General features: G+C 72.1%; 26 protein-coding genes and 1 tRNA gene. 11 read left to right on the plus strand and 16 right to left on the minus strand.

Going from position 1 to position 26,585, the window contains the following annotated elements; translation table 11 throughout:
• Positions 1 to 11 precede the first annotated feature (11 nt).
• From Cco03nite_RS11050 to Cco03nite_RS11060, 3 genes are read right to left on the minus strand one after another with little or no spacing between them, the layout of a single operon-like run.
• Positions 12 to 1,382: a PP2C family protein-serine/threonine phosphatase gene (locus Cco03nite_RS11050; protein WP_203691932.1), complete on the minus strand. Its 1,371-nt coding sequence runs from the start codon at positions 1,380 to 1,382 to the stop codon at positions 12 to 14.
• Positions 1,379 to 1,870, minus strand: coding sequence for an FHA domain-containing protein FhaB/FipA (locus Cco03nite_RS11055; RefSeq protein WP_120317539.1), 492 nt, complete (start codon positions 1,868 to 1,870; stop codon positions 1,379 to 1,381). Before Cco03nite_RS11055 ends, Cco03nite_RS11050 begins: the two co-directional genes overlap by 4 nt.
• 6 nt (positions 1,871 to 1,876) lie before the next feature.
• Positions 1,877 to 2,623 (minus strand): FHA domain-containing protein, encoded by a 747-nt coding sequence (locus Cco03nite_RS11060; protein WP_203691934.1) that lies wholly within the window; start codon positions 2,621 to 2,623, stop codon positions 1,877 to 1,879.
• A gap of 279 nt (positions 2,624 to 2,902) precedes the next feature.
• Here Cco03nite_RS11060 and Cco03nite_RS11065 point away from each other — a divergent pair.
• Positions 2,903 to 2,988, plus strand: a tRNA-Leu gene (locus tag Cco03nite_RS11065).
• Positions 2,989 to 3,404: 416 nt separating this feature from the next.
• Here Cco03nite_RS11065 and Cco03nite_RS11070 read toward each other — a convergent pair.
• From Cco03nite_RS11070 to Cco03nite_RS11085, 4 genes are read right to left on the minus strand one after another with little or no spacing between them, the layout of a single operon-like run.
• Positions 3,405 to 4,619, minus strand: coding sequence for an ABC transporter permease (locus tag Cco03nite_RS11070; protein WP_203691936.1), 1,215 nt, complete (start codon positions 4,617 to 4,619; stop codon positions 3,405 to 3,407).
• Positions 4,616 to 5,344, minus strand: coding sequence for an ABC transporter ATP-binding protein (locus tag Cco03nite_RS11075; RefSeq protein WP_203691938.1), 729 nt, complete (start codon positions 5,342 to 5,344; stop codon positions 4,616 to 4,618). The genes Cco03nite_RS11070 and Cco03nite_RS11075 overlap by 4 nt, the downstream gene beginning before the upstream one ends.
• Positions 5,341 to 6,465 carry a peptidoglycan-binding protein gene (locus Cco03nite_RS11080; protein ID WP_239167289.1) on the minus strand — a complete coding sequence of 375 codons (1,125 nt, stop codon included), beginning with the start codon at positions 6,463 to 6,465 and terminating at the stop codon, positions 5,341 to 5,343. The genes Cco03nite_RS11075 and Cco03nite_RS11080 overlap by 4 nt, the downstream gene beginning before the upstream one ends.
• Complete coding sequence (locus tag Cco03nite_RS11085; protein WP_203691940.1) at positions 6,462 to 7,001, minus strand: hypothetical protein; 540 nt, start codon at positions 6,999 to 7,001, stop codon at positions 6,462 to 6,464. The genes Cco03nite_RS11080 and Cco03nite_RS11085 overlap by 4 nt, the downstream gene beginning before the upstream one ends.
• Positions 7,002 to 7,197: 196 nt before the next feature.
• Between Cco03nite_RS11085 and Cco03nite_RS11090 the strand changes: the two genes are divergently transcribed.
• The 4 genes from Cco03nite_RS11090 to Cco03nite_RS11105 all read left to right on the plus strand — a co-directional run bounded on the left by Cco03nite_RS11090 (position 7,198) and on the right by Cco03nite_RS11105 (position 11,124).
• Positions 7,198 to 7,854, plus strand: a complete 657-nt coding sequence (locus Cco03nite_RS11090; RefSeq protein ID WP_203691942.1) for a response regulator transcription factor — start codon at positions 7,198 to 7,200, stop codon at positions 7,852 to 7,854.
• Positions 7,851 to 9,038, plus strand: a complete 1,188-nt coding sequence (locus tag Cco03nite_RS11095; protein ID WP_239167290.1) for a sensor histidine kinase — start codon at positions 7,851 to 7,853, stop codon at positions 9,036 to 9,038. The genes Cco03nite_RS11090 and Cco03nite_RS11095 overlap by 4 nt, the downstream gene beginning before the upstream one ends.
• Before the next feature lie 153 nt (positions 9,039 to 9,191).
• Positions 9,192 to 10,256 (plus strand): NAD-dependent epimerase/dehydratase family protein, encoded by a 1,065-nt coding sequence (locus Cco03nite_RS11100; protein WP_203691944.1) that lies wholly within the window; start codon positions 9,192 to 9,194, stop codon positions 10,254 to 10,256.
• A 49-nt stretch (positions 10,257 to 10,305) separates the two neighbouring features.
• Positions 10,306 to 11,124 carry a WecB/TagA/CpsF family glycosyltransferase gene (locus Cco03nite_RS11105; protein WP_203691946.1) on the plus strand — a complete coding sequence of 273 codons (819 nt, stop codon included), beginning with the start codon at positions 10,306 to 10,308 and terminating at the stop codon, positions 11,122 to 11,124.
• Positions 11,125 to 11,269: 145 nt separating this feature from the next.
• Here Cco03nite_RS11105 and Cco03nite_RS11110 read toward each other — a convergent pair whose 3' ends face one another.
• On the minus strand, positions 11,270 to 11,608 hold the full coding sequence (locus Cco03nite_RS11110) for a hypothetical protein (protein ID WP_203691948.1): 339 nt from the start codon (positions 11,606 to 11,608) through the stop codon (positions 11,270 to 11,272).
• A gap of 166 nt (positions 11,609 to 11,774) precedes the next feature.
• On the opposite strand from Cco03nite_RS11110, the gene Cco03nite_RS11115 reads away from it, so the two are divergent.
• Entirely contained in the window at positions 11,775 to 12,548 is a 774-nt protein-coding gene (locus tag Cco03nite_RS11115; protein WP_203691950.1) for a hypothetical protein, read from the plus strand.
• A gap of 106 nt (positions 12,549 to 12,654) precedes the next feature.
• Here Cco03nite_RS11115 and Cco03nite_RS11120 read toward each other — a convergent pair whose 3' ends face one another.
• Together Cco03nite_RS11120 and Cco03nite_RS11125 are read right to left on the minus strand one after the other, a co-directional pair.
• Positions 12,655 to 12,873, minus strand: coding sequence for a DUF397 domain-containing protein (locus tag Cco03nite_RS11120; protein ID WP_120321590.1), 219 nt, complete (start codon positions 12,871 to 12,873; stop codon positions 12,655 to 12,657).
• Complete coding sequence (locus tag Cco03nite_RS11125) at positions 12,843 to 13,727, minus strand: helix-turn-helix domain-containing protein (RefSeq protein WP_203691951.1); 885 nt, start codon at positions 13,725 to 13,727, stop codon at positions 12,843 to 12,845. The genes Cco03nite_RS11120 and Cco03nite_RS11125 overlap by 31 nt, the downstream gene beginning before the upstream one ends.
• A 383-nt stretch (positions 13,728 to 14,110) precedes the next feature.
• On the opposite strand from Cco03nite_RS11125, the gene Cco03nite_RS11130 reads away from it, so the two are divergent.
• The gene (locus tag Cco03nite_RS11130) at positions 14,111 to 14,425 is read left to right on the plus strand and encodes a hypothetical protein (protein WP_203691953.1); all 315 of its coding nucleotides are present in this window, start codon (positions 14,111 to 14,113) and stop codon (positions 14,423 to 14,425) included.
• Positions 14,426 to 14,662: 237 nt separating this feature from the next.
• Complete coding sequence (locus Cco03nite_RS11135) at positions 14,663 to 14,983, plus strand: hypothetical protein (RefSeq protein ID WP_203691955.1); 321 nt, start codon at positions 14,663 to 14,665, stop codon at positions 14,981 to 14,983.
• A gap of 80 nt (positions 14,984 to 15,063) precedes the next feature.
• Here the strand turns inward: Cco03nite_RS11135 and Cco03nite_RS11140 are convergent, their stop codons facing one another.
• Together Cco03nite_RS11140 and Cco03nite_RS11145 are read right to left on the minus strand one after the other, a co-directional pair.
• On the minus strand, positions 15,064 to 16,020 hold the full coding sequence (locus tag Cco03nite_RS11140) for a PASTA domain-containing protein (RefSeq protein WP_203691957.1): 957 nt from the start codon (positions 16,018 to 16,020) through the stop codon (positions 15,064 to 15,066).
• Positions 16,021 to 16,099: 79 nt separating this feature from the next.
• Positions 16,100 to 16,780 (minus strand): PASTA domain-containing protein, encoded by a 681-nt coding sequence (locus Cco03nite_RS11145; RefSeq protein WP_203691959.1) that lies wholly within the window; start codon positions 16,778 to 16,780, stop codon positions 16,100 to 16,102.
• A gap of 97 nt (positions 16,781 to 16,877) precedes the next feature.
• Between Cco03nite_RS11145 and Cco03nite_RS11150 the strand changes: the two genes are divergently transcribed.
• The gene (locus tag Cco03nite_RS11150; RefSeq protein WP_203691961.1) at positions 16,878 to 18,110 is read left to right on the plus strand and encodes a hypothetical protein; all 1,233 of its coding nucleotides are present in this window, start codon (positions 16,878 to 16,880) and stop codon (positions 18,108 to 18,110) included.
• Positions 18,111 to 18,120: 10 nt separating this feature from the next.
• Here Cco03nite_RS11150 and Cco03nite_RS11155 read toward each other — a convergent pair whose 3' ends face one another.
• Positions 18,121 to 19,347 (minus strand): CapA family protein, encoded by a 1,227-nt coding sequence (locus Cco03nite_RS11155; protein ID WP_239167291.1) that lies wholly within the window; start codon positions 19,345 to 19,347, stop codon positions 18,121 to 18,123.
• A gap of 52 nt (positions 19,348 to 19,399) precedes the next feature.
• Positions 19,400 to 20,875 carry a glutamate-cysteine ligase family protein gene (locus Cco03nite_RS11160; protein ID WP_203691963.1) on the minus strand — a complete coding sequence of 492 codons (1,476 nt, stop codon included), beginning with the start codon at positions 20,873 to 20,875 and terminating at the stop codon, positions 19,400 to 19,402.
• Between the two features lie 157 nt (positions 20,876 to 21,032).
• On the opposite strand from Cco03nite_RS11160, the gene Cco03nite_RS11165 reads away from it, so the two are divergent.
• Positions 21,033 to 21,503, plus strand: a complete 471-nt coding sequence (locus Cco03nite_RS11165; protein ID WP_203691965.1) for a MarR family winged helix-turn-helix transcriptional regulator — start codon at positions 21,033 to 21,035, stop codon at positions 21,501 to 21,503.
• A 289-nt stretch (positions 21,504 to 21,792) separates the two neighbouring features.
• On the opposite strand, the gene Cco03nite_RS11170 is transcribed toward Cco03nite_RS11165, so the two are convergent.
• Positions 21,793 to 24,246: an ATP-binding protein gene (locus Cco03nite_RS11170; protein ID WP_203691967.1), complete on the minus strand. Its 2,454-nt coding sequence runs from the start codon at positions 24,244 to 24,246 to the stop codon at positions 21,793 to 21,795.
• Between the two features lie 323 nt (positions 24,247 to 24,569).
• On the opposite strand from Cco03nite_RS11170, the gene Cco03nite_RS11175 reads away from it, so the two are divergent.
• Positions 24,570 to 25,391 carry a hypothetical protein gene (locus tag Cco03nite_RS11175; protein ID WP_203691969.1) on the plus strand — a complete coding sequence of 274 codons (822 nt, stop codon included), beginning with the start codon at positions 24,570 to 24,572 and terminating at the stop codon, positions 25,389 to 25,391.
• A gap of 43 nt (positions 25,392 to 25,434) precedes the next feature.
• Here Cco03nite_RS11175 and Cco03nite_RS11180 read toward each other — a convergent pair whose 3' ends face one another.
• A complete protein-coding gene (locus Cco03nite_RS11180; RefSeq protein WP_203691971.1) occupies positions 25,435 to 26,580 on the minus strand; it encodes an acyl-CoA dehydrogenase family protein in 1,146 nt (381 codons plus the stop codon).
• Positions 26,581 to 26,585: the final 5 nt, after the last annotated feature.

Genomic DNA, 26,585 nt, shown 5'->3' on the forward strand with positions numbered 1-26,585 from the left:
CGTCCTCATGCTCAATTCGGCCGGCAGGGCACCGGGCTCGGCACCACCGGCTCGCTGGGCGGGCTGCTCGCGTCGACGGCCGGCAGCGGGGTGGCCGTCGGCGTGACCCCGGGCGACGGCGTCGCCGACGGGGAGGGGCTGGCCGAGGTCGGGCAGCTGGGCAGGATGTTCATGTTCGCCGGGTCGTCACGGATCAGGTTCTCCAGCCGGGAGACCGCGTCGGCCTCGTTGTCGGCCTGGATGCCCTTGCGCACCTGCTCCTGCGCGACGGTGGTCAGGTCGTCGAGGGTGACCTCGCTGACCTGCTCCGGCTGGGACAGGTCGAAGCCCGCGATCTGGCCCGGCACGCCGCGGAATATCGCGACCTGCCCGGCCTCGGTCGCGCCGATGTAGTAGCGCGACTGCGAGTAGTCCCAGGCGAACCAGACGCCCGCGCCGAGCACCACGAGCAGGCCCAGCACGAGCAGCCCGGCGCGCACCGGGTGCCGGCCGCGCCGCGCCGCGGGTTCCGCGGGCGGTGCGGGCGGCTCGGCGGCGGCCGGGCGCGGCGTGGCGGTCAGCGCCGAGGCGCGGGCTGCCGGGGTGGACTCGACCTGGGCCTCGCTGGTGTTGCCGCGATCGCGGGCGGCCGCGCCGCCGACCACGGGCGCCTGCTCGACGATGTCCTCGTCGGTGGCGTCCGCGATGATCACGGTGATGTTGTCGGGCCCGCCGCCGCGCAGCGCGAGCGCGATGAGGCGCTCCACGCAGGCGGTCGGGTCGACGTACTCGCGCATGGTCTGCCCGATGGTCTCCGCGCTGACCACGCCCGACAGGCCGTCGGAGCAGATCAGGTAGCGGTCGCCGGGGTGCACCGGCCGGACGGTGTAGTCCGGTTCGATGTCGCGCCCGTCCATCGCGCGGGTGAGCAGCGAGCGCTGAGGGTGGCTGCTGGCCTCCTCCGCACTGATGCGACCCTCGTCCACCAGCATCTGGACGTACGTGTCGTCCTTGGTGATCTGGTTGAACTCGCCGTCGCGCAGGAGGTATGCCCGCGAGTCGCCGATGTGGGCCATGCCCAGTTTGGAGCCGGTGAAGAGCATCGCGGTCAGGGTGGTGCCCATACCCTCCAGGTGGGGGTTGGCGTCCACGGTGTCGCGAAGCTGCTGGTTGGCGAGGTTGACGGCCGACCGGAGGGCGTCGACGATCGCGTCGCCGGGGACGTCCTCGTCGAGCGGTGCCATGGCGCCGATGACGATGTTGCTGGCGACGTCACCGGCGGCCATGCCGCCCATGCCGTCGGCGACGGCGAGCAGCCGCGGCCCGGCGTAGACGGAGTCCTGGTTTCCGTCACGGATGAGGCCGCGGTCACTGCGGGCCGCGTAGCGCAGGATGATTGTCATGGCCGTAATTCGAGGGACGTGCGGCCGATGCGAATCGGCACGCCGAGGGGTACGGGAGTAGGTCCGCTCACCTTGCTGCGGTCCAGATACGTGCCATTGGTCGAGCCGAGGTCTTCCACCATCCACTGCCCGTCCCGGGGGACCAGGCGGGCGTGGCGGGCGGAGGCGTAGTCATCGGTGATGACGAGCGTGGAGTCCTCCGCCCGGCCGATGGTGATCGGCGCCTCGCCCAGCGTGATCTTGGTGCCGGCGAGCGAACCCGCCGTGACCACCAAGGTGTGCGCGGCCCGGCCCTTCTTGACCTTGGCCGGGCGCGCGCTGCCCGCCGCCTGCGCGGCCCCCGCGACTCCGCGGGGCGCGGCGACCAGCCGACTCGTGCGCGAGCCGGCGAACAGATCCCGTCGGATGACCCCGACCACGGTGAACACGAAGATCCACAGCAGCACGAGGAAGCCGAACCGGGCGGCGGTGAGAACGATTTCGGGCAAGGCCGATCAGCCGTCCACGCGGAACGTCAGGGTCGTGGTGCCGATCTGGATCATGTCGCCCGGGTTCAGGGCGACCGCGGAGACCCGCTGGCCGTTGACCATCGTCCCGTTGGTCGATCCGAGATCGGTCAGCACCACCTGGGAGCCGTCGAAGTCCAGCCGGGCGTGCCGCCGCGAGATGCCGACGTCGGGCAGGCGCAGGTTGGCCTGGTCCCCACGACCGATCGTGGTCGAGCCGATGGCCAGCGGGAACGTCCGCCCGTCACCGGAGACGAGGCGCACGTTGCGCGCGCCGCCGCCACCGGGCGGCGGGCCCGCCTGCTGGCCGCCGTACGGCGGGTACTGCGGGGGGGCCTCGTAGCTCGCCTGCGGCGCCTGGTCGGCCGTGTAGACCTCGGCGGACACCCGGAACATGCCGGTGTCCAGCCCGTCTCCACGCTCGATCTCGACGATCACGTCGCCGTACACCGTCCAGGCCTGCTCGCCGATGAACTCGGCCTGCGACTGCGCCAGCTCCTGGGCCAGCGCGGCCGCGTACGGCGCGAGCCGGCTGTGGTCGTAGGGCGAGAGATCGATCACATAGCGGTTCGGCACGAGCGTGCGCCCACCAACCAGGATCGCCTTGTGAGCTTCTGCCTCACGCTGCATGGCATTCAGGATCTCCACAGGGTGGACGACCCCCTTGAATACCTTCGCGAAGGCGCCCTCAACCAGGCCTTCCAGGCGTTTCTCGAAGCGTTGCAACACGCTCACCGGTCCTCCTCGGGTTCCGAGGACATGATGTTATCTGCCCTCCACTCCCGCGTCTTCGCCCAATACGTCCGCCGTTGCCGACGCCACGCCAGCATGACGACCATCCTTGCCTCCGATTTCACCCTTGGCCAGGTGGTCGTGTTAGTGTTCTCCCCGCAACGCCCGCCGGGTTAACCGGTTGGCGAGGCGGAGCAGGCATAGCGTAAGCTGTGCCAGCACGCAACGGGAGGTGACTCCCGGGCGAGCCGCCGGGACTGCTAAAGTTCCTGCACACGCCGCGGGGAAGTGGCGGAATGGCAGACGCGCACGGTTCAGGTCCGTGTGCCCGAAAGGGCGTGGGGGTTCAACTCCCCCCTTCCCCACCAGCAAGAAGAGGTCTCCTCCGGGAGACCTCTTCTTTTTATCTCAGCTCGGTATCGGCCACCGAACTGTCGGCCGTTTCACAGGAAGATCGCCGTTTTCGGTCAGAACCGCCTCACCCCGGCCTCACCTGGACCTCCTCGGACGCCCCGGACTCCCGGAAGATCACGATTCGATGTCGAGTCTCCGGCCCTGCGGCCACCCGCCCTGCTTGATCGTCCGACCTGCCAGGCAGGTGGGCGAATGAGCGGTCAAGATACGCACAGGTACCGGGCAAGTCGGACGATCTTGGCCGGGGCGCCGGGCCGCGTCCGGGCCGGTCCGGCGCGGTAGCCGCACCTGCCCAGCGCAGCCAGGGTCCGATGTCAGGAAGGGCACCTTCTACAACGCGGAGCGTTGTAGAAGGTGCCCTTCCTTTCCATCAGGGGGTGGCGAGGGCTTCGGTGGGAGACAGGCGGGAGGCGCGGATGGCCGGGTAGAGGCCGGCCAGGCCGCCGATGGCGAGGGTGCAGGCCAGGCCGCCGAGCATGGCCCAGGCCGGGACGACCGTCGGCCAGCCCTGGTACGCCGCGTACGCCGAGGTCACCGCGATGCCCAGGAGCACCCCGCCGGCCCCGCCCAGCGCCGACAGCAGCAGCGACTCGGCGAGGAACTGCACCCGGATCTGGCCCCGGGTCGCGCCCAGCGAGCGCCGCAGGCCGATCTCGGCCCGCCGCTCCAGCACCGAGATGACCATCGTGTTGGCCACCCCGACCCCGCCGACCAGCAGCGCCACCGCGCCAAGGCCCAGCAGCAGCCCGGTGAACGCCTGGTTGGCGGCCTGCTTGGCCTGTAGCGCGTCGGACGGCCGGGACACGTCGACCTCGTTCGGGGCCGCCGGGTTCGCGGTCGCCGCCAGCACGCCCTGCACCGCCGTGACCGCCGACTCCACCGAGCGGGTGTAGACGGTGGTCGGGTGCCCGTCGAAGGCGAGCCGGTCCGCTGCAGCCGGCCAACCGACGAGCACCGCGGCGTCCAGTTCCGGGGCCAGCGGCACCGGCTCCAGCACGCCGACCACGGTGAACCGTCTGCCACCGACCATGATCTGAGTGTCCGGACCGACCGCCCCGATGCCCAGCCTGGTGGCCGTGTCCGCCCCGATCACCACCGCCGGGTAGCGCTCGGTGGCCGCGTTGAGCCAGGTCCCGGCGCGCAGCTTCGCCCCGACCGTGGCCGGCAGGTCGAGCCGGGCGGCGTACACGGCCAGGCCGTTGGTCTGCGCCGCGGGGATGCGGTCGGACCGGTAGACCTTGGCCCCGTCGACCTTGCCGATGGCGGACACCTGCTCCACCGGCGCGATCCGGGCGATCATGTCGACCGACTCCACCGGCAGCTGGGCGTCCCCGCCGAACATGGTCCGGCCCGGGGTCACCGTGAGCAGGTTGGTGCCCAGCGCCGCCAGGGTGCGGTCCAGCTCCGCCCGCGACGACGACGAGATGCCGACCACGGCGATCATCGCCGCGATGCCGATCGCGATGCCCAGCGCCGACAGGAACGCCCGCACCGGCCGGGTACGCAACCCCACTCCCCCGACACGCAGCACGTCGCGGGGCCGCATCCGGGCCGGATACAGCCTGGGCAGGGCCGGGGCGGTCATCGTGCCCTCCCGCCGACGCCGATCGGAAACGCGTCCGGTTCCGCCGTGGCGGCCTCCACGACGGCGGCGCTGTCGGCGACCACCTTGCCGTCGCGCATCTGCACCTGGCGGGGCAGTTCAGCGGCGATCTCCCGGTCGTGGGTGATGATCACCACGGTGGTTCCCGCCGCGTGGAGTTCTCGCAGCAGGGTCATGATGCCCGCGCCGGAGGCCGAGTCCAGGTTGCCGGTGGGCTCGTCCGCCAGGAGCAGCGGCGGGTTGCCGACCACGGCCCGCGCGATTGCCACGCGCTGGCGCTCGCCGCCCGACAGCTCGTGCGGCTCGTGGTCCATCCGGTGCGCCAGGCCGACCCGGTCCAGGGCGGCGGCCGCACGGCGGCGGCGCTCGCCGAGACCCAGTCCGCCGTACAGCAGCCCGTCGGCGACGTTGTCCAGCGCGCTCACCCCGGCGGCGAGGTGAAACTGCTGGAACACGAAGCCGACCCGGGCCGCCCGCAACGCCGACAGCTGCCGGTCCGACAGCGCCGCCACGTCGTAGCCGGCGATGCGTACCGACCCGGTGGTGGGCCGGTCGAGGGTGCCGACGATGTGCAGCATGGTCGACTTGCCGGACCCCGAGGGCCCGACGATCGCCGCCATCTCGCCCGCTCCCACGGCCAGCGACACCCCGTCCAGGGCGGTCACGCCACCGGAATACACCTTGGTGACGCCGTCCAGCGCGATCATCGCGGGATCCCCACGGTCATGCCCTCGGCGAGGCCTTCGCCGCTGACCTCGACCCGGCCGCCGGAGAACAGCCCAGCCTGCACGGCGAGGTAGCGGCTGGCGCCGTTCTCGACGACCTCGACGCCGTACCCGCCCTCGCGGAGCGCGACCAGGGCCGAGACCGGCACGGTGAGCACGTCGGGGCGTTCCGCGGCGGTGAAGGTGACGTCGACCGCGGCCTGGTTGAAGGTGGCCACCGCCTTCTGGTCGGCCAGCGATACCACCGCCTCGATCTTGGTAGTGGCCTCCTCGCCCTGGCCGCCCGCCTCGATCACGGTGTACGCCTTGGCCACCGTGCCCTCGGCCGTGCCGCCTGTGGGCAGCTCGACCCGCACGGCCGCGCCCACCTTGGCCAGCCGCTGGTCGGCGACGTCCAACTGGACCACCACGACCCGGACCGTGCCGGTGTACTTGAGCACGGCGGCCCCGGGCTGGGCCGGCGCGCTCGCCGTGGCCTCGACGCTCTCCACCCGGATCTGCCCCGACGCGAAGACGACCCGGCCGAACTCGACCCGGCCGGTCTCCTTGAGCCCGAGGTCCTCCTGCCACTGCCTGACCGCGGTGGCCGTGGACGCGGTGAACTCCCGGTCCACCGTGAAGCCGCCGTAGCCGAGCGCCTTGAGGTTCTGCTCCAGCTGCTTGACGTCGGTCCCCTCGTCACCCGTCCTGAGCTCGCGGTACGCGGGCACGTTGCCGTACATCAGCACGGCCGGGGTGTTGTCGATCTTGTAGAGCGGCTTGCCCCGGGAGACCACCGCGCCGGACTCCGGCAGCCAGGTCACCGTGCCGTTGAGCCGGTTCACGGCCGAGTGGGTCGGGCCGAAGCCGAGCTCGCCGTCGAGGGTCTGGGTGTCCTGCAGGGTCTGCCTGGTCACGGGTGCCGTGGCCGGCGGCAGGTTGCTCGCGGGCGGCGTGGCGCCGTTCCCGCCGCCGAACCCGACCGCGGCGGCGGCCGCGGCGCCGCCCGCGGCCAGCGCGCCGAGGACCAGCAGTGTGGTACGTGCCCCGCGACGGCGGCGGCGCCGCTGGGGCGCCGCTCCGGTCGAGGTGTTCGGTGAGGCGAGCTGTGCGGTCTCGGTCACGGCGCCTTCTTCTGGACCGCGCCCGGCATGAACTTCTCCTGGCACAGCTTCTGCGCCGCCTCGAAGTCCGGGTCCTCGCCGATGCTCTTGTCGATCATCACGCGGCCGCCGTCCGGGTCCGGAAAGTTCGGCACCCCGTTGTCGCGCATGCACTGGGCGAACTTGCGCATGTTCTCCGCCGCCGCCGGATCGAGCTGACCCGGCCCGCCCTCGCCGAACGGCGAGTACTGCTTGCACGCCTGCTGCGCCGCCTCGAAGCGGTCCCGGTCGACGGGGCCGCCGCTGACCCGGATCCGGACCGGGCCGCCGTTGGGATCGGGGTCGGGCATGTCGACGCCGTTCTCGCGCATGCACTGCGCGAACTTGAGGCCCTTCTCCTCCTGGCTCAGGCTCGGCCCGGTGCTGGGCGTCGCCGCGGCGGTCCCGTTGCCGGCCGAGGCGATGCCGTCGCCGCCGTCCTGCTGCGCGCAGCCGGACAGCGCCAGCGCCGCCATCAGGGGCAGTGCCAACGCCGCCCCCAGCAGCCCTCGCTTCATCGCGTGTCTCCTTCGTCGGGCCGCCGGCCGGTCGCCGGCGGCAGTCGTCGCCCGCGGTAGCCGGCGAGCATGTTTGGCGCCCAGTTCACGCGGGGGGCCGTTTCCCGGCCGTTTCCGCCCGCGATAACGGCGAGGAAACATCACGTCGGGTAACTATTGGCTCGCCGGACCGACCGGCGGGGAGGCGGATCCGGACATGCGGGTACTCGTGGTCGAAGACGAGGCGCTGCTCGCCGACGCCATCGCCGAATGGCTGCGTGACGACGCCCACGCCGTCGACGTGGTGTACGACGGTGACGCGGCGCTGGAGCGGCTGGCCGTGCACGACTACGACGTGGTGCTGCTGGACCGGGACCTGCCCGTGGTGCACGGCGACGACGTGTGCCGCTCGCTGGTCGGCTCGGAGTCCAGCGCCCGGGTGCTGATGCTCACCGCGGCCGCCGAGGTGAGCGACCGGGTCGCCGGGCTCACCCTGGGCGCCGACGACTACCTGGCCAAGCCGTTCGCGTTCGCCGAGCTCGCCGCCCGGGTGCACGCGCTGGGCCGGCGTGCCCGGCCGGCCGCCGCGCCGACCCTGGTACGCGGCGGGATCCGGCTCGACCAGGCCCGCCGCGAGGTCTTCCGGGACGGCCACTACGTGCCGCTGTCCCGCAAGGAGTTCGGCGTGCTGGCCGAGCTGCTGCGGGCCGAGGGCGCGGTGGTCTCCGCGGAGAGCCTGCTGGAGAAGGTCTGGGACGAGCACGCCGACCCGTTCACCTCCGCGGTCCGGCTGACCATCCTCAAGCTGCGCCGCAAGCTGGGCGATCCGCCCGTCATCGCCACCGTCGCCGGAGTGGGGTATCGCATCCCGTGAGACTGCCGTCGTACCGCCTGACCATCCGCGCCCGGCTCACGCTGGTGTACGGCACGCTGTTCCTGCTGGCCGGGCTCGCCCTGCTCACGGTGACCTACTTCCTGCTGGACCAGACGGTGCTGCAGAACTTCACCTTCCGCGCGCCGGCCCTGCCGCCCGGCGAGGCCGGCGAGACCGGGATCCGGGGCGCGACCCGGGTGCTCATCCGGGGCGACCCCGCCCTGCTGGACGAGCTGGACAAGCAGGCGGCCGCGCTGCGCCAGGCGACCCGGATGCAGCTGCTCCAGCTCGGCGCGATCGCGCTGGTGCTGGTCAGCGCCATCTCCGCCGGGCTGGGCTGGCTGCTGGCCGGGCGGCTGCTGTCCCCGCTGCACCGGATCACCGAGACCGCCCGCCGGATCAGCACCGCCCCGGCCGCCGACCGCGGCCTGCACGAGCGCATCGCGCTGCGCGGCCCGAACGACGAGCTCCAGGAGCTGGCCGACACCTTCGACGCCATGCTGGCCCGGCTGGACCAGGCCTTCGACGGGCAGCGGCGCTTCGTCGCGAACGCCTCGCACGAGCTGCGTACCCCGCTGACGCTGAACCGGTCGCTGGTCGAGCTGGCGATGCACCGGCGGACCGCGTCCGAGGACGTCAAACGGCTCGGCGAGACGCTGCTGGACATCAACGGCCGGCACGAGCGGCTCATCGAAGGGCTGCTGTTGCTCGCCCGCTCGGAGAACGAGGTCGTGGAGCGGCGGCCGGTGGACCTCGCCGACGTCGTCGACCACGTCGGGCTGCAGAGCGCGGGCGCGGCGGCCGACGCCGACGTGTCGGTGGCCGTCGAGACCGCGCCCGCGGAGACGTCCGGTGACCCGGTGCTGCTGGAACGGGTCGCGCAGAACCTCATCGGCAACGGGATCCGGCACAACGCCGCGGGCGGCTGGGTCCGGGCCGCGACCGCGACCCGGGGCGACCGGGTCGAGCTGGAGGTGTCCAACAGCGGGCCGGCGGTGGCGGCGTACGAGGTGGAGGGGCTGTTCGAGCCGTTCCGCCGGGGCAGCGAGCGCACCCGCTCCGACCAGGGCGTGGGACTCGGCCTGTCGATCGTGCGCGCGATCACCCGGGCGCACGGCGGCACGGTCTCAGCCCGCCCCCGCGAAGGTGGCGGCCTCGTCGTAACCGTCTCACTCCCGCACTAGCCGAAGGAAGGGCACCTTCACATCGGTTTTCGTATAGGAAGGTGCCCTTCTTAACGCTGCGTGTAGCGGGCTGGCGGGCGGGACGCCGTATCCGGCCGGTCAGGGTAAGCTCTCCGCTGGTCGAGTTCGTCGATTGGTTACAGGGAGTATCTGGTGAGCGTTGCGCTGGTGACCGGTTCGGCCGGTCTGATCGGTTCCGAGGCAGCCCGCCACTTCGCCGGCCTGGGCATGCACGTCGTCGGCCTCGACAACGACATGCGCAAGTACTTCTTCGGCGAGGACGGCTCTACCGCCTGGAGCCTGGTGAACCTCACCAGCAAGCTCGGCGACTCGTACACGCACTACGACGTGGACATCCGCGACCGTGACGTGCTCAACAAGATCTTCGAGCGGTACGGCAAGGACATCTCCCTGGTGATCCACACCGCGGCCCAGCCCAGCCACGACTGGGCGGCCAAGGAGCCGTTCACCGACTTCGACGTCAACGCCGTCGGCACCCTGAACGTGCTGGAGTACACCCGCCAGCACTGCCCCGACGCGGCCTTCATCTTCTGCTCGACGAACAAGGTGTACGGCGACACCCCGAACCGCCTCCCGCTGGTCGAGCAGGACACCCGGTACGAGATCGACGCGAACCACCAGTTCGCCAACGGCATCACCGAAGACATGACGATCGACAACAGCATGCACTCGATCTTCGGCGTCTCCAAGGTCGCCGCGGACGTGGCGGTGCAGGAGTACGGCCGCTACTTCGGTATGAAGACGGCCTCCTTCCGCGGCGGCACGCTGACCGGCCCCGCGCACAGCGCCGCCGAGCTGCACGGCTTCCTGGCATACCTGATGCGCTGCGTCATGGAGGGCCGCACCTACAACCTGTTCGGTTACAAGGGAAAGATGGTCCGCGACGCCATCCACTCGCACGACGTGCTCACCGCGTTCGAGGCCTTCTTCCGCAACCCGCGCTCCGGCGAGGTCTACAACCTGGGCGGCGGCCGCTTCTCCAACACCTCGCACCTCGAGGCCTTCGCCATCGCCGAGAAGATCGCGGGCAAGGAGGCGAAGGTCAACTACGTCGAGCAGGCGCGCATGGGCGACCACCAGTGGTACGTCAGCGACATGGCCAAGTTCCAGGCGCACTACCCGGACTGGCAGATGACCTACAACGTGCCCGCTATCCTCAACGAGATCTACGAGGCCAACGCCGACAAGTGGATGTAGCCCCCGACCTGCGCGACCACCGAGACAATTCCCCCGAAGGACCCGGCTCATGTCGACGACGCTGAACAGCGGCAGCAAGCGCAACGTGCTCGGCGTCCTCGTCGACGCCACCGACTACGCCGACGCCACCGAGCGCATCATCCGCGCCGCGACCGAAGGGCGGCCGTACGCGGTCACCGCGCTCGCGGTGCACGGAGTGATGGAGGGTGTCGCCGACGGCAGGCTCGGCGCGCAGCTCAACAGCTTCGACCTGATCACCCCGGACGGCCAGCCCGTGCGCTGGGCGCTCAACCTGCTGCACGGCGCGGGCCTGCGCGACCGGGTGTACGGACCCGAGCTCACCCTGCGGGTGCTCGGCCGCGCCGCCGAGCAGGGCCTGCCGGTGTACCTCTACGGCTCCACCCAGCCCGTGCTCGACCTGCTGATCCCGGCGCTGATCGCGAAGTACCCCGCGCTGAAGATCGCCGGGAGTGAGCCGTCGAAGTTCCGCGGCGTGGAGCCCGGCGAGGCCGAGCAGATCGCGGCGCGCATCACCGACTCGGGCGCGCGCATCGTGCTGGTCGGGCTGGGCTGCCCGCGGCAGGAGAAGTTCGCGTACGCGATGCGCCCGTACCTGGACATGCCGCTGCTCGCGGTCGGCGCGGCGTTCGACTACCACGCCGGCGGGCTGCGCAAGCCGCCCGCGTGGATGCAGCGGCACGCCCTGGAGTGGCTGTGGCGCCTGGGCCTGGAGCCCAAGCGCCTGTGGCGTCGCTACCTGATCCTCAACCCGAAGTACCTGGCCCGCCTCGGCGCCCAGAAGACCCGCCTCTGGCGCGCCACCCCGGTCACCCCGGCAACCGAGTCCCCCGGCACTTTCGCGGTCTGACCAGACCCGAAACCCCACGCAGCCCGGCCCACCCAGGCCGGGCTGCGCTGTCCTCTGCCGCAACTCTTGAAGAGTCGCGGCCTCAGGGGGAGTCCGATGCCGCGACTCTTTAAGAGTTGCGCCTGAAGAGAGGGCGGGGGCGGGGTCAGCGGCGGAGGTAGATGAGGCCTAGGACGGAGCGGGTGGCTTCGAACCAGCGGTCGACCCACTCGTCGGTGGGCGGGGTGTTGCGGGGTGGGAGTTCCAGTAGAAGGCCGCGCAGGAGCGGGTGGTCGACGAGGGTCGACTCGGCGGGCATGTCCAGCCAGCTCGACGGCGCGAACGACTGCTCGCCGAACCGGTCCAGCCCCAGCGACTGCAGCGGCCCAGGGCCCGGTTCCAGCAGGGTGTCTCCCGGGAGCTGGACCCGTTCGGTGTCGCGCAGGCCGCGGTCGCGCGGGGTGGGGCTGGTGTTCTGGCTGGGCACGTGTTCAGGCATCGTCATCTTCGTCCTACCCGGTCGGCGAGTTTCGCGGTGTGGTGGGGCGCCGTCTGGTACAACGACCGCAACGGAACGCAGGCGACGGTCTACCCGCAATCGTCACTGCGCGTGTTGCTTGCGTGACTAAGCGCAAGCTAACCAGTTGTCCATCACGTGCGGGGGAACCACCATGGCCGCTGAACCGGCGTCCACACCATTGCCAGCCCAGGTCACGCCGGCGCAGCTGATCGGCGAGATCAGCCGGCTCGTGCGGCAGCTGCCCTGTCCGCACTGCGGCCAGGAGGACGCCGACGTCGTGCGGGCCCCCTCCCAGGCGCTGGTCCCGGCCGCCCGGGAGCCGTACGACGACGTCGCCCCGCTCGACCCGCTGGACGAGATCGGCGACGACGAGCGCTGGCTGTGGCGCCTGGTCGAGGAGTCGGAGCGGGTCGCCGCGGCGGCGCCGCCCGGGCCGGATCCGCGCCAGGTCGCGCTCGCCGAGCAGCGCTGCCAGGAGGCGTACGAGGCGGAGCAGAAGGTCCAGGCCCGCATCCACGCCACCATCGCCGCGCTCGCCCAGCCGTCGTCCTGGCTGCGGCCCCGCCACCGGGCCGCGCTGGCCCGGCACCTGCGCGAGGACCGGGCCGCCGCCGTGCTGACCGCGATCCAGCGGGGGCGGATCGAGGAGATCCGGGGGCGGCTGCGCGCCGTCACGAACCGGCGGGCCGACTACCTGTCGGCGAACCGCGCCACGCTGGAGGCCGGGCGCAATGCGCGGGCGGAGCTGACCCGGGTGCTCGACGACCTGATCGACCGGTACGCCCGGATGGCGCAGCCGCCCGCCTGGTTCAAGTTCGGCCTGGACTACCCGCCGGAGCCGGGCCAGCGCCGGGAGTGGCTCCAGCACGCCCGGGAGGCGATGGTCGAGCGGCGGCGGGCCAACCTGCACCGGGTGCTGCTGTGATCAGCCCCGGTACGGCGAAGGACCCCCTTCGGCGCCCTTGACCATGGCGCGGAAGGGGGTCCCACCTGGACGTGATCCAGAGCTGTCACCAGGAGCGGGGTTCGACCTAGAGATCGAACTCCCCGTCCTTGGCACCCTCCACAAAGGCGTCCCACTCGTCCGGCGTGAAGATCAATGCCGGGCCGGTCGGGTTCTTGGAATCGCGCAGCGCGATCGCACCACCCACGAACGCGACTTCAACACAGTTGTCGCAGTTCGGTCCACTCCGCGTGCTCTTGTACCAACGTGCTTCGCTCAGATCGACTCGAAACCCCTTGGTCTCGATTTCCATAGTGGCTCCTCCGCCAGTTGTGCGATCAGCTCGGCGGACTCCTCGGGGCTCAACGCAGCCTTTCGGATGTTCTCGAAGATTTTGGTGTACTTCCCCAGCTCGTCGTTCTTCTCCAGGAAGAGTCCCCCGGTCGCATTCTCCGCGTAAACGACATCTGAGTCCCCGGGTTCGGGAAACTCCAGGATGGCGAAAGTACCGTCCATACCGGCGTGTGGACCTGCCTCGAACGGCAACACCTGCAAGGTCACGTTAGGCCACGAGGCTGCTTCGGCCAGTAACCGAAGCTGGTCTCGCATGACCCTGTCGCCGCCCACGGGCCGGCTCACCACCGACTCATCGAGCACCACCTGAAACCTGATCGCATCGTCTTGTCGCGTGAGCAACGATTGACGACCCATCCGGACACGGACACGATTCATGATCGCTTCTTCGTCCCAGTCCGGCCAGGCGCCGCGAATCATCGCCTCCGCATATTCCGCTGACTGCAGCAGGCCGGGGACAACCTGCTGTTCGTACGCGCGGATGGAGCTGGCCGCGGCCTCCAGCCCGACGTAGGCACCCACCAGCACGCTGCTGTACGGATGCCACCAGCCTTTCTGCCTCGCCTCCTTGGCGATCTCCACGAGCACGTCGACCTCGTCGGTCGGCGTGCCGTAGATCGTCAACATGTCACGGACGTCGCGACTGGTCACCGAGCTGTGTCCGGTCTCGATCCGCGAGATCTTGGACTGCGAGCACTCCATCCTCTCGGCTACGAACTCCAGCGTGATGCCGGCATGTTCGCGCCGCTTGCGCAGTTCGGCACCGAGTCTTCGTCGGCGCACTGTCGGGCTCTGTCGGGTTGTCACGGCGCACCTCCGCGACGCACGTCGGCGGAGGCACGAGAAGTCGGTGCCCCCGCCCGATGGAATTGCATATGTCGTGTTGCGAGTCTGCTCCGACGATCGGCGAATCTTCAACCGGCCGAACGCACAGAGGGTGCGACACGGCATCACCGGGGAGACCATCAACAGCTTGTCACATACCGGACGAAGGACACCAGAGCGCATACGCACTTTGCAACTTGCATTCGGCAAAGTCTTCCGGCACAGTGTCTGTTATGGCCCCCGCTGTGCTGATCTTCCGTTTTCATGATCACGCACGGTGGGCGCGGCTTCACCTCTAGCGTTCAACGAGCGACTCCCGATTACGTGTTGTCCGATCGCACCGGTACGAGAGAGCAGGAGAAAAGGTGACTCCCCAAGCCGGCGACATCCTCCACGTCACTCGCGAAGCCAGCGTTCAGTTCCTCCGCCCGATGATGTTCCGGGTGATCCGCGTGCACGACTGGCCGACGTACGAGGGCTGGGTCTGGCTCGACGGCTACCAGCTCAACGCCGCGGGTGACGCGGTCGAGCGGCGCTCGATCTTCGTGCAGCGCGCCGGTTTGCGCATCGTGCCCGACAACAGCGCCGCGGCCCGCGCCCGCACGGCGCCCGCCCGCGCCGGCCAGCGGCCCGCGCTGAGCCGCCCGCACCTGCGCCCCGCGACCGCCGGCGCGCGCTGAGAATTTCTCGCGATCCGCCCCCGGTCGGCCGGGACCGGATCTACGCTCGAATGACCCTAGTTGAACGACGGTGGCGACTCGCCCGGCCCGCATGCGGTCAGCAGGCGGCCGCGATGAGCCTCTCCGTCGCGGAACGTGGCTCGTCCCGGCGCGCCGCCGCTCTCGCGGCGCGCCAAGGGACTCCCCACGTTCCGGCCCTCGCGTGGCACGGCACCCGCTCACCCGGGGGACGGCGCCATGGACATTCGAACGATCGCATCTGGACGGCAGCCCAGGGCGACCATTCCACATCGGCCCCACCGGCTGGCCGCACTGTGCGGTGCGGCGCTGGCAGCGGCGTTGTTCACGCCGGTGCCCGCCACGGCCGGGACGGCCGAGGTGCGGGCCGCAACGGTCGCGGACGCATCCACCCGGCAGGCACCGCCGCCCGCCGCAGTAACCGCCCACTCCGTGCCGCCGGAGCTGATGGCACGCTCACTGATCTCCACCGGAATGATCGGTATCGGTCTCGCGCTCGGCGGGATCGTCATCGTCACGCACCGACGCCGCCAATGGTGACGGCCCGGCAGACATGAACAGCGCCCATGCCGTACGGCATGGGCGCTGTTCATGTCACGACGTCGAGTCGGACCGGCCGGTCAGTCGCCGTCGCCGTCGGGGCTCGGGCTCGCCTCCGCGCTGGGGCTCGGCTCCGGCGACGGGCTGGTCGGCGCCGAGGCCACCACGATGGTCACCGTCGACCCGGGTTCCAGCAGCGTGCCCGCTTCCGGCTCCACGTCCACCACGGTGCCCGGATCCGCATCGCCGGTGATCCGCACGCTGATGCGCGGGTTCAGGCCCACCGCGTTCAGCGCGTCGATGGCCTCCTGCTGGGACAGGCCCACCAGGTTCTCCGGCACCGGCACCGCGGACACCTCCGGGGACGGCGACACCGACTCCGCCGGGCTCGGGGCGGCGCTGGTCGGCGCGGCCGTGGTCAGCGCCGGGGTCGGCGACACGGTCGGCGTCGGCGTCGGCCCCGTGCCGCGCAGCACGAACCAGGCCGCCACCGCGAACAGCGCCAGCAGCAGCAGCGCGATCCCGATGATGATCAGCGGGGCCCGCCAGGTGCGCTGGCCCTCGCCGTACTCGATGCCGGGCGGCGGTGTGGCGTCGCGCATCGGCCGGGGCTCCGGGGTGGGCACCCCCGCGCGGCCCATCCAGACGTCCTGGGCGGGCATCACCGAGGTGCGCTCGTCCGGCGGCGCCGGCCGGCCGCCGACGGGCGGCAGCACCGAGGTCGGCTCGCCGCCCGGAGGCACCGGGACGGGCCCGCCCGCGGGCAGCACGGTCGTCGCCTCGTCGCCGGGCCTCCCGCCCGCGGGGAACACGGTCGTGGCTTCGTCGCCGGGCCTGCCGCCGGTGGGGAGCACGGTCGTCGCCTCGTCAGCGCCCTGCCCGCCGGACGGCAGCACGGTGGTCGGCTCGTCACCCGGCCTGGGCTCGTCGTCCCGCCGGTGAGCAGCCATCGGGGCGGTCTCGTCGGAGGGAGACGACCCGGGGCCGTTCCCGCGCGCCGCCGGATCGTTGTCGTCGTGCCGCTGCTCATCGGACATGCTGAGGTCCTACCACGTCGCCGGGTCGGTTAAGCCTTACCTGGGCGCGTGGCGTGCGGGGCACGCCACGCACCGTCGATCAGCCCGCGGCCGGGGAAGGCGGCGGGGCGGTCTCGCAGGTGAGCGAGACCTCGGTGTTCCACTTGAGCTTCGTGCCCGCCTCGGCGGTGGCCGCGGTGACCGTGCCGGTCTTCTCGGCCGGGTACGGCCCGACCCGCAGACCTGCTCCGACCAGTGCCTTCTTCGCCTCTTCGCAGGACGTGCCGACCAGCGTCGGCACGTCGACGTCGATGATCGGCCCGGCGACGTAGATCTTCACGCTCGTGCCCGCCCGCACCGGGGCATCGGCGGCGGGCTCGGTCTTCGTGATGTGACCGGCCTCGCCCTCCTGATCGAAGACGACGTTCACGGTCACCTTGAAGTCCGCGATGAGCTGGCGGCGGACCGCCTGGAACTCCTGCCCGGCGACGTTCGGCATGCGGGGGCCGTCCGGCGCGGGCGAGGCCGTGCTCGGCTCGACCGTCGGGGTCGGCGAGGGCGCCTCGCTCGGAGACGGGCTCGCGTCCACCGACGCGGCGACGGACGGGCTGGCACTGAGCTGGGCGTTCGGCTCGCCGTCACCGGCGACGAACCATCCGATCGCGAGACCCGCGACGGCCAGCAGCACCGTGGCCGTCGCCAGGATCGCGACGGTGCCGGGGCTGAACCCACGTGGTCGCTGCGGCGTCAGCGGCGCCGTCTGTGCCCACGGGTCGGTCATGATGCTCTCCTCTTTCGGGTACGCCCGGCGAACGCTACGCCGCAACGAGAGTAAACCGTTCACACGAACCGCCCTCGCATTGCTATACGCTCGCGTCATGTCACTTCAGGGCCCGGGTACGCGGCTGGGACTGAGCTCCGTCGCCGTCGCGGTGGGCGTGGCCGCCGCGGCGGGAGCAGCGCAGTTGGGTGTCGGATACGGCCTGGGGGTCTTCTCCTGGGTGCCCACCGTGCACGGCGGCGGCGAAGCCGCGTGGTTGGCGAGTCTGGCCTGGACGGTGTGGATTTCCGCCCTGTCGGTGGTGCTCGGTGCCGTTGTGGCCGACCGTGTCGGCCGCCCGACTGTCCAGTCGTCGACAGCGGTCCGCGTGCTGCGCCGTGCCGCGCTGTCCATCGCCGCGGCGCTGGGCGGCCTGGTCGTCGTCGCGCTGACCGCGGTGCCGGCCCGGGTGGCCGAGCGCGCCGACACCTTCGCGCCGCACGTGATCGTCGGTGGATACGCGATCGCCGGGGTGCTGCTCGGCCTGTTCGTCGCCGTGGCCGCCCTGATCGCCCGCTCGATCGCCGCGAACGTGCTGGCCACCGGCGGCTGGCTGTGGCTGCTCGCGGTCACCGCGGTGGCCGACGGCATCGCGGCCGGGCGGGAGACCGTCGTGGCGCAGCTCGGCTCCTGGCCGGTCACCACCGACGGGCCCTGGTTCCGCAGCGTCTACCTGCCCGGCGCGGCCATCGCCGGGGTCGCCGCCGTGCTGATCGGATTCCTTGCCGCGCTGCCCGCAGCTCGCCGCCGCGACGCCCAGGCGGGGGTGGCGCTCTCCGGCGCCGCCGGACCGGCCCTGGTCGCCGTGGCCTACCTGCTGGCCGCGCCGAAGCTGACCGGCGCGCTGCCCGAGCAGCTGTCGGCCTACCTGGTGGCGCCGTACGCCGTGTTCGCCGGCCTGCTCGGCTCGGTGCTCGCACTGGTGCTCTGCGGCCCGCGCCGGCCGCGCCCGGTGTCCGTGGCCGCCGCCCCGGTCCCGCCGCAGTACCTCGGCTCGGACGCCGCACCGGCTCCGGCCGTGCCCGCGCAGACCGGCCCGGACCGGGCCGACGCCGACAAGACCGACGCCGACAAGACCGGTGCCGACAAGGGCGCGCCGGCCAAGGACACCCCCGCCAGGCCCGCGTCCGCCAAGCCCGCTCAAGGCAGGGCCGCCGTCGTCAAGGCGACCCCGGACAAGGCCGTGGCCGAGCAGCCCGCCGACGAGCCGACCGCGCCGGTCACCGGCACTCCGGCGGCCGCCGTCGATGCGCTCGCGCCGAGCCCGAAGCAGCCGCGCAAGAAGCGCTGACCCGCGCGCATCAGCCCACGACGACCAGGCCCGCGCTGCCCGCGCCGCGGGAACGCAGCACCCGGGCGGAGCGTGCGCCGCTGGCGCGGCAGGCCGCGCGGCTCGCGGCCGGGCACGCCGTCACCAGCAGCACCCGGGCCGGCCCGCCGTCGAGCTGCATGTACGTCGGCAGCGCGGCCGCCGCGGACACGGTGAACCGGCCGGGCGCGGTCTCCACGAAGGTGAACCGGCTGATCACCCCGTCCCGGGTGACGTCGGAGAAGGTCTGGTTCGAGACGTGGTTGCCCATGCCGTAGGCGACCCAGCGCCCCTCGATCCGCTCGAACGGCTGCACCACGTGCGCGTGGTGGCCGAGGATCAGGTCCACCGCCCCGCCGCGCAGCAGCTGCCGGGCGACGGACACCTGCTGCTCGTTGGGGCGCTGCTGGTACTCGGTGCCCCAGTGGATCGACACGATGACGACCTCGGCCCCGGCCTGCCGGGCCCGCGCCGCCGCCTGCCGGACGCGCTGCGGGTCGAGCGAGTTGACCAGCCACTCCTTGCCCCTGGGCCGGGTCAGCCCGTTGAAGGAGAAGGTGTACGACAGCAGCGCCACCCGCACCCCGCGCACCGTGACGATGGTGGGCTTGTCCTGCTCGGCGCGGCTGCGGGCCATGCCCGCGTGGGCGATCCCGGCCGCGTCCAGCGCGGCGAGCGTGCGCCGGATGCCCGCCTCGCCGCCGTCCAGGGAGTGGTTGGACGCCGTGGAGCAGGCGTCGTAGCCGGTCTGCCGCAGGGCGGGCACGATCTGCGGCGGCACCTTGAAGATCGGATACCCGGTGAACGGGCCCTGCGGGCCGCCCAGCGGCGTCTCCAGGTGGCAGATCGCCAGATCGGCGGCCTCGATCACCGGGCGTACGCCCTTGAGCAAGGGTGCGAAGTCGTAGCCGCGCCCGCCCGCGTCCCGCTGCGCCTGCCGCCAGAGGCCGCTGTGCAGCAGCACGTCCCCGCTGCCGACGACGGTGAACGTACGTGGCACGAACGCCCCGCCAGAGGCTGACGGGCCGGGCGCGGCCGTGCTGCTCGGCGCGGGCCGGGGCACCGGCACGCTCGCCGTCGGCAGGACCTGCGTCGAGGCAGGCTGAGGCGCCCCGCCGGGCAGCCACGGCGGCAGTGCCGCGGCGGCGACCACGGCCAGCAGCATGGCCAGGATCGCCGTCAGCGCCCAGGGACTGACGTCACTACGGTCACCGGTCACGGCTGCACCCTCCCCCGGGGTCGACGGTCACGCCATCCGCTGTCAGGCCGAGTCAGCCCACGGGCCAGGTGTGCACCGGTTCGTTGGTGCGCTGGTGCTCGGCATACCGGCCGACCATCGCCCGCAGGGCGGCAGGCCGGGTCGCGCCCTTCGCCTCCAGCGCCCGTACGGTGTCGACCTGCCAGGTCGAGCCGTTGCGCCCGAGCAGGCAGCGCTGCTCGATGATGCCGAGCAGCCGGTCGCGCTGCGCCGGGTCGACGCCGAACCGGTCGAGCCCTTCGGCGGCCTTCGGCAGCAGCATCTCCAGCACCAGGTCGGTCACCCGGATCTCGCCGAGACGCGGCCACCAGACCGGCGCGGCGATGCCCCGGCGGGCGGCGGCGTGGAAGTTGTCCTGCGCCACGCTGAACGGCAGCTGCGTCCAGAGTGGCCGGTCCTCCTCGACGAGCGCGCGGACCAGGCCGAAGTAGAGTGCGCCGTTGGCCAGCATGTCGACCACGGTCGGGCCGGCGGGCAGCACCCGGTTCTCGACGCGCAGGTGCGGGCGGCCGCCCATGATGTCGTACACCGGCCGGTTCCAGCGGTAGATGGTGCCGTTGTGCAGGCGCAGCTCGCCGAGCCGGGGGACCCCGCCGCTGCGGAGGACGGTCAGGGGGTCCTCCTCCTCCGCGATCGGCAGCAGCGGCGGGAAGTAGCGCACGTTCTCCTCGAACAGGTCGAAGATCGAGGTGACCCAGCGCTCGCCGAACCACACCCGGGGGCGTACGCCCTGGGCTTTGAGCTCGTCGGGCCGGGTGTCGGTGGCCTGCTCGAACAGCGCGATCCGGGTCTCCGACCAGAGCTGGTGGCCGAACAGGTAGGGCGAGTTGGCCCCGACCGCGACCTGCACCCCGGCGATGACCTGCGAGGCGTTCCAGTAGGCGGCGAACTCCGCGGGCGACACCTGCAGGTGGAACTGCAGGCTGGTGCAGGCGGCCTCGGGCGCGATGGAGTCGGTGCGGATGCGCAGCCGGTCCGCCCCGCGGATGTCGACGCCGATCTGCTCGCCGCGAGCGGCCAGGATCTCCTCGTTGAGCGAGCGGTAGCGCCCGTTGACGGACAGGTTCTCGGTGACCGTGTGGTCGGTGGTGAGCGTCGGCAGGATGCCGATGGTCAGCAGGGCCGCGTCGTGCTTGCGGGCGTGCGCGTCCGCGCGGCGCAGGCTCTCGATGATCTGCTGCTCGTACTGGATGAGCCCGTCGTCGGAGATGAGCCGCGGCGGGACGTTCAGTTCCAGATTGAACCGTCCGAGTTCGGTCTGGAAGTGCGGATCGGCCAGGTCGTGCAGCACCTCCTCGTTCACCATCGTCGGCAGGTGCTGCGGGTCGACGAGGTTCAGCTCGATCTCCAACCCGGTGGTCGGGTGGTCGGCGTCGAAGCTGAAGTCGTTGAGCATCAACGCGAACACGTCCAGGCAGCGTCTGACCTTCTGGCGGTAGTGCTCCCGTTCCTGGCGGGTGAACGTCTGCAGCGAAACGTCCTTGCCCATGAGCCCTCCCCGACACACGGTGACCAAGCGAACCCTCAGAGTACGGTTCGCGGGCGACAGTCGTATCGGGTGGTCGTCCCGATTGGCACACCCGTCGTCCCACTCTGCGGGATTCGAAGGGCAACAAATGTGCCATCTCTCCATATACGATGCGCAAATGGAGCTACTCGACGATTCGAGGCTCACCGCCATGGGCCTTTTGACAGAGGCGTTCACCAGCCTCAACACCCTCTGCGCGGAGCAGCTCGCCGCGCACGGCCTGGCACCTGTCGAGTTCGAAGTGCTGGTGCGGCTGGCCCGCTCCCCCGCACGACGACTTCGCATGACCGACCTCTCCCGACAGACCGCGATGAGCACGAGCGGGGTGACCCGCATGATCGATCGGCTCGAGCGGGAGGCCCTGGTCTGCCGGGTCCCCTGCGACATCGACCGGCGCAGCTCGTATGCCGCCCTCACCAGCAAAGGCCTGGCCCGCCTGCAAGAGACCGTCCCCGGCCATCTGGAACTGCTCGACGAGTGGCTCATCGGCCCGCTCACCCAGCGCCAGCTGCACGGCCTGCTCGTCGGACTGCGCGTGGTGCGCGACGCGGTCCGCCCCGAGGCGACCGCGGGCGTGCATGACCAGTGACGACCAGATGCGGCGGGGTGGTGCTGCCGCTGCGGCAGAACCGGCGGCAGAAGTGCCACGGTCCTGCCAGAAAGGACGGTTAAAGCCCCGAATCGGGTGAACCGGGCTGCTAGCGTCATGGCCCTGTGGAGGACGGCAGGCCGGCCAGGCTGGTCGGTGGTCCGGCACAGGAGCTGCATCGGCGCGGGCGGAGACGGCGGGGGGCGCGGTTCGCCACGGCGGGCCGCGGAGGGACATCATCCGTCGGGGGGCCGCCCGCGCCGAGCACAGCACTACGGCCCACCACCGTTCAGAGGTGGCTGAGCAAATCCAAAGCCCGCGGCGTGAGCGAGATGCCCGTGCTGTCCCGCAGCACGTAGAGCCGTGTCACGACCTCGGCCGGCTCGTCGCTGGTCGCCGCCAGCCCGACGAGCGCCTCCATCATGTCCCGCCGGTCGTTGAGGCCGCTGGTCAACCGCGCCGCCGCCGCGAACCACGCGGCCGCGAGCGTGCGGTGACCCCGCTGCCAGGCCACCGTGGCCTCGATCATGGCGCAGTGCCAGTCCTCCTCGGGCTCGACCGAGCCGGGCACGTCGGCCTCCGGGCCGGGCTCCTCCAGCAGCGCGGCGCGGATGTCGGTGAGCGTCTTCTCCGCCTCGTCCAACCGCCCGCCCTGCGCGTACGCCAGCCCCACCACGCCCACCAGCCGCCGGCGCTCACCCGGGTTGCCGACCTCGGCCAGCATCTCCACAGCCTGCAGCCCGACCCGCACCGCCTCGTCGTAGCGGCCGTCCAGGCGCAGCACCTCGGCCAGGTTGGCGCGCGCCAGCGCCCGCAGCTTGTGCTCGCCGGACCGCGCCGACAGCCGGTCCACCGCGGCCAGCCGCCGCTGCGCCGCGGCGAGATCCGCCTCGCGCAGGTCGTGCCAGATCAGGTTGTGCTGGGCCACCGCCATGTCGCCGACCCGGCCGGTCCGGGTGGCCAGCGCCAGCGTGGCCTCGCCGTGCCGCCGGGCGTCGTCGTACTCCCCCGCGCTCTGGTGCACCACCTGCAGCACGCCACGGGCCGCCAGCTCCCCGGTCACGTCCCCCACCAGCAGGAACGCCGCGAGAGCGGCCTCGCCCCGGTCGAGCTCGGCCCGGCCCGCGCCGTGTTCGGCCGCCAGCTGCACCACGCCCAGGTCCGCCCACGCGCGCACGACCGGGTCCGCGTCGGCGGTGCGCGGGTCGTCGAGCAGCCGCCGCAGCCACTGCCTGCCCTGCTGGTCCCGGCCGCGGAAGCGCCACCAGCGGGGCAGCTGCGACGCCAGGCACAGCGCGGTGTGCGGGTCGTGCTCGGCGGCGTAGGCCAGCGCCGCCCACAGATCGCTGGCCACGTCGTCGAGCCGGGCCACCGCCGCCGCCAGCGTGGACCCCACCATCGTCGGCGCGGTGCGCGCGGCGAACCGGGCGAAGACCACGCCGTGCCGGCGGCGCGCCTCGGCCAGCTCCCCGGCCACCTCGGCCTGCTCGGTGGCGTACTCCTTCACGACGTCCAGCAGCACGAACCGGAACGCGCCCGAGCCGCGCACCTGCACCAGTCCCAGCTCGACCAGCCGCTCCAGCACCGGCACCACGTCGACCTGCGGGCCGAGCAGGTCCTCGGCGAGCTCCACCGACCAGCGGTAGCCGAACACGGCAAGCCGCCGCAGCGCCTCCCGCTGCGCGGGCTCCAGCAGGCGGTAGCTCGCCGTCACCACGTCCCGCAGGGTCACCAGCGGCGGCGACGCGGCCACGTCGGCGCTGCCCAGCTCCAGCAGCCGGTTGCCGTACCGGGCGAGCATCTCGGCGGGGTCGAGCACCCGGCCTCGCGCCGCGGCCAGTTCGATGGCCAGGGGCAGCCCGCCGAGCCGGCGTACCAGCGTGACCAGTGCCTCGACCTCGACGTCGGCCGGCGACCGGCGCACCTGCCGCCACCTGGCCAGGAACAGCGCGCTCGCCGGGTGCCGCTCCGCCTCGGCCAGCGCCCGCGTCCCGGCCGGGGGCAGCGCCAGCGGGCCCAGCGGCCACACCTGCTCGCCCGGGTGCCCGACAGGCGCCCGTGCCGAGGCGAGCACGCGCAGCGTGGGCGCCACCGCGAGCAGCTCCGCCAGCACGGTCCGGAATGCCTCCGGGGAGCGGTCCACCGCGTCCACCATCAGCACCACCGGCTGCTCCAGCCGGGCCGGCAGGTCGGCCGGCCGGTTGACGCCGAGCACCGCGCAGACGACGTCACGGACGTCGGTGACGGTGTCGCCCGCCGCGACGCTGATCGCGGCCACGCCGGCCGGGAAGTGCGGCTGCATCCGGTTCGCGACGCTGATCGCCAGTGCGCTCTTGCCGACCCCGGCGAGCCCCACGAGGGTGGTGAGCCCCGGTCGGTCGATCAGATGCGCGGCGAGTGCGGCGGACTCCTCGGCCCGGCCGTGGAGTTCCGGCGCCGTGGGCAGCGTGTACCCCGCGGGCTTGGACTGCGGCGGGAGCTGGCCGCGCGCGGCGGTGTAGAACTCCGCGGCGTCGTCGCCGGTCAGCCCCAGCGCGCCGACCAGCAGTTCGACCGTGCTGCGCTGAGGTCGCGAGGCCCGGCCGTGCTCCAGGTCCCGGACCGTGCGCACCCCGAGCCCGGCTCGCGCGGCGAGCTCCGACTGAGTCAGCCGCGCGGCGTCCCGGTGCGCGCGCAGGAGCGCGCTGAAGGAGGCCGCCGACGCGTCGGCGGCCTCAACGTGAACCGGGTGACCTGGGGCCATGGCCGCAAAGACTACGCATACGAAGCCGAACGTGGGAGTCGAGCGTCTACTTTTTGGCGCACTCGCCGGACATGACCGGTGTCACACCGCAACCTTTCCGGCGACCGCTGTCGGAGGGCCGACATTCGCAACCTTCCGTCCGAGGAACGCGTGTGTTCAGGCATCGACACATGTCGGCGGCTGCCGGGATGTGCCGTGCCACCGACGGGGGGTCTCCGGTCGCTACGGCGGCCGGAGACCTGGCGGAGCAGGACACGCAGGGTACGGGGAAGCTCGCGCCGCACGGGGCGGCCGGGGCGGGGCGGGAGGAGCCGGAGATGGCCATGTCATCCAGAAACGCGCAGGTCCGCCGGGTGGCGCTCGGCACGGGACGGATCGCGGTGGCGCTCGCCGTACTGTCGGCGCTCGTGGCGTGCGGCCCGGCGCCCCGGCCGGTCCCGCCGGCCGCGTCGCCCACGGCCACGGCCCAGGGCTCGGCGGCGCCGACCGCCGAACCGACTGCCACACCCGGCGAGCCGGAGCCGTCGAGCCGCTGCCTGGACCGGTATCCGGCGGCGATCCCGGACGCGGTGTTCCTGCCGGGCACGCTGCCCCACGAGAACATGAGCGACAGCCGGCTCTGCTACACGCTGCGCCCGGCGCAGCCCGGCGAGGAGGACTGGCCCGAGCCCGACCACCTGCCCCGGGTGTGCGCCGCACCGGTGCACGCCAGCGACGCGCTGATCGCCGACCGGCGCGGGTACACGCGCCTGTTCGACAGCGACCCGAGCGAGGCCGGGCTGTCCACCGTCGCCTATGACCACACGGTCACCCGGTACACCGGCACCGGGGCGGTGGACTACCTCGCCGAGGTGCGGCGCGACGTGCAGCGCTGCGGGGCGTACACGCGCGGCGACGCCACCCACGAGTACCGGATCGTGTCCGGGCCGAGGCTGGGCGACGAGTCGCTGCGTATGACGGTGCGCCGGCGCTGGGTGCGGGCGCAGGAGGGCATGCCCCGCGAGGCGACCTACTACGTCTCGGTCGTCCGGCGGGGCACACACGTCTCGGTCGTGCTCGACCACGGCTGGGAGGGCGCGGCGACGAGTCCGGCGGAGATCTTCAAGGTGATGGCGGAGGCGGCCGAACGCACCCCCGCCTCCTGACGGCGGCCCGGGTGAGGCCCCGCGGGGCCTCACCCGTGTCCGGTCAGCGCAGACCCAGGTCCCGCGCGATGACCATGCGCTGGATCTCGGAGGTGCCTTCGCCGATCTCCAGGATCTTGCTGTCGCGCCACATGCGGGCGACCGGGAACTCGTTCATGAAGCCGTACCCGCCGTGGATCTGCGTGGCGTCCCGGGCGTTGTCCACCGCGACCGTGCTGGCGTGCAGCTTCGCGATGGCCGCCTGGCGCTTGAAGTCCACGCCCGCGACCAGCCGCTGCGCGGCGTCGCGCCAGGCCAGCCGCGCGGTGTGGGCACGCGTCTCCATGTCCGCGATCATGAACTGGATCGCCTGGTACGAGCCGATGGTGTGGCCGAACGCCTCGCGCTGCGACGCGTACTTGAGCGACTCGTCGACGCAGCCCTGGGCCAGGCCCGTGGACAGCGCGGCGATGGCGATCCGGCCCTCGTCGAGGATCTGCAGGAACTGCGCGAAGCCCCGGCCCCGCTGCCCGAGCAGGTTCTCCACCGGCACCCGGCAGTCGGTGAAGGTCAGCTCGTGAGTGTCCGAGCTGCACCAGCCGACCTTGGAGTAGCCGGGCGCGACCGTGAAGCCGGGCGTGCCCGACGGCACGATGATCGAGGAGATCTCGTTGTCGCCGGTCCGCGCGGTGACGGTGACCAGGCTGGTCATCGTGGTGCCCGAATTCGTGATGAAGGCCTTGCTGCCGTTGATGATCCATTCGGTGCCGTCCTCGGACAGCCGCGCCGTGGTGCGCGTGCCGCCCGCGTCCGAGCCCGCGCCCGGCTCGGTCAGCCCGAACCCGGCCAGCGCCTCCCCCTTGATCAGGGCAGGCAGCCAGCGCTTCTTCTGCTCGTCGCTGCCGAACCGGTAGATCGGCATCGCGCCCAGCGAGATCGCCGCCTCCAGCGTGATGGACAGCGACGAGTCGACCCGGGCCAACTCCTCCAGCACGATGCACAGGGCGAGGTAGTCGCCGTCCATGCCGCCGAACTCGCTCGGGAAGGGCAGCCCGAACAGCCCCATCTCGCCCATCTGGCGGACCAGGTCGTACGGGAACTCGTGCCGCTCGTACAGGTCGCCGATCACCGGCGCCACCTTGTCCTGGGCGAAGCGGCGCACGGTGTCGCGCAGCTCGCGGTGCTCCTCGGACAGCCCGAAGTCGGTCATCACGG

Source organism: Catellatospora coxensis, assembly GCF_016862635.1.
Taxonomy (GTDB): Bacteria; Actinomycetota; Actinomycetes; order Mycobacteriales; family Micromonosporaceae; genus Catellatospora; species Catellatospora coxensis.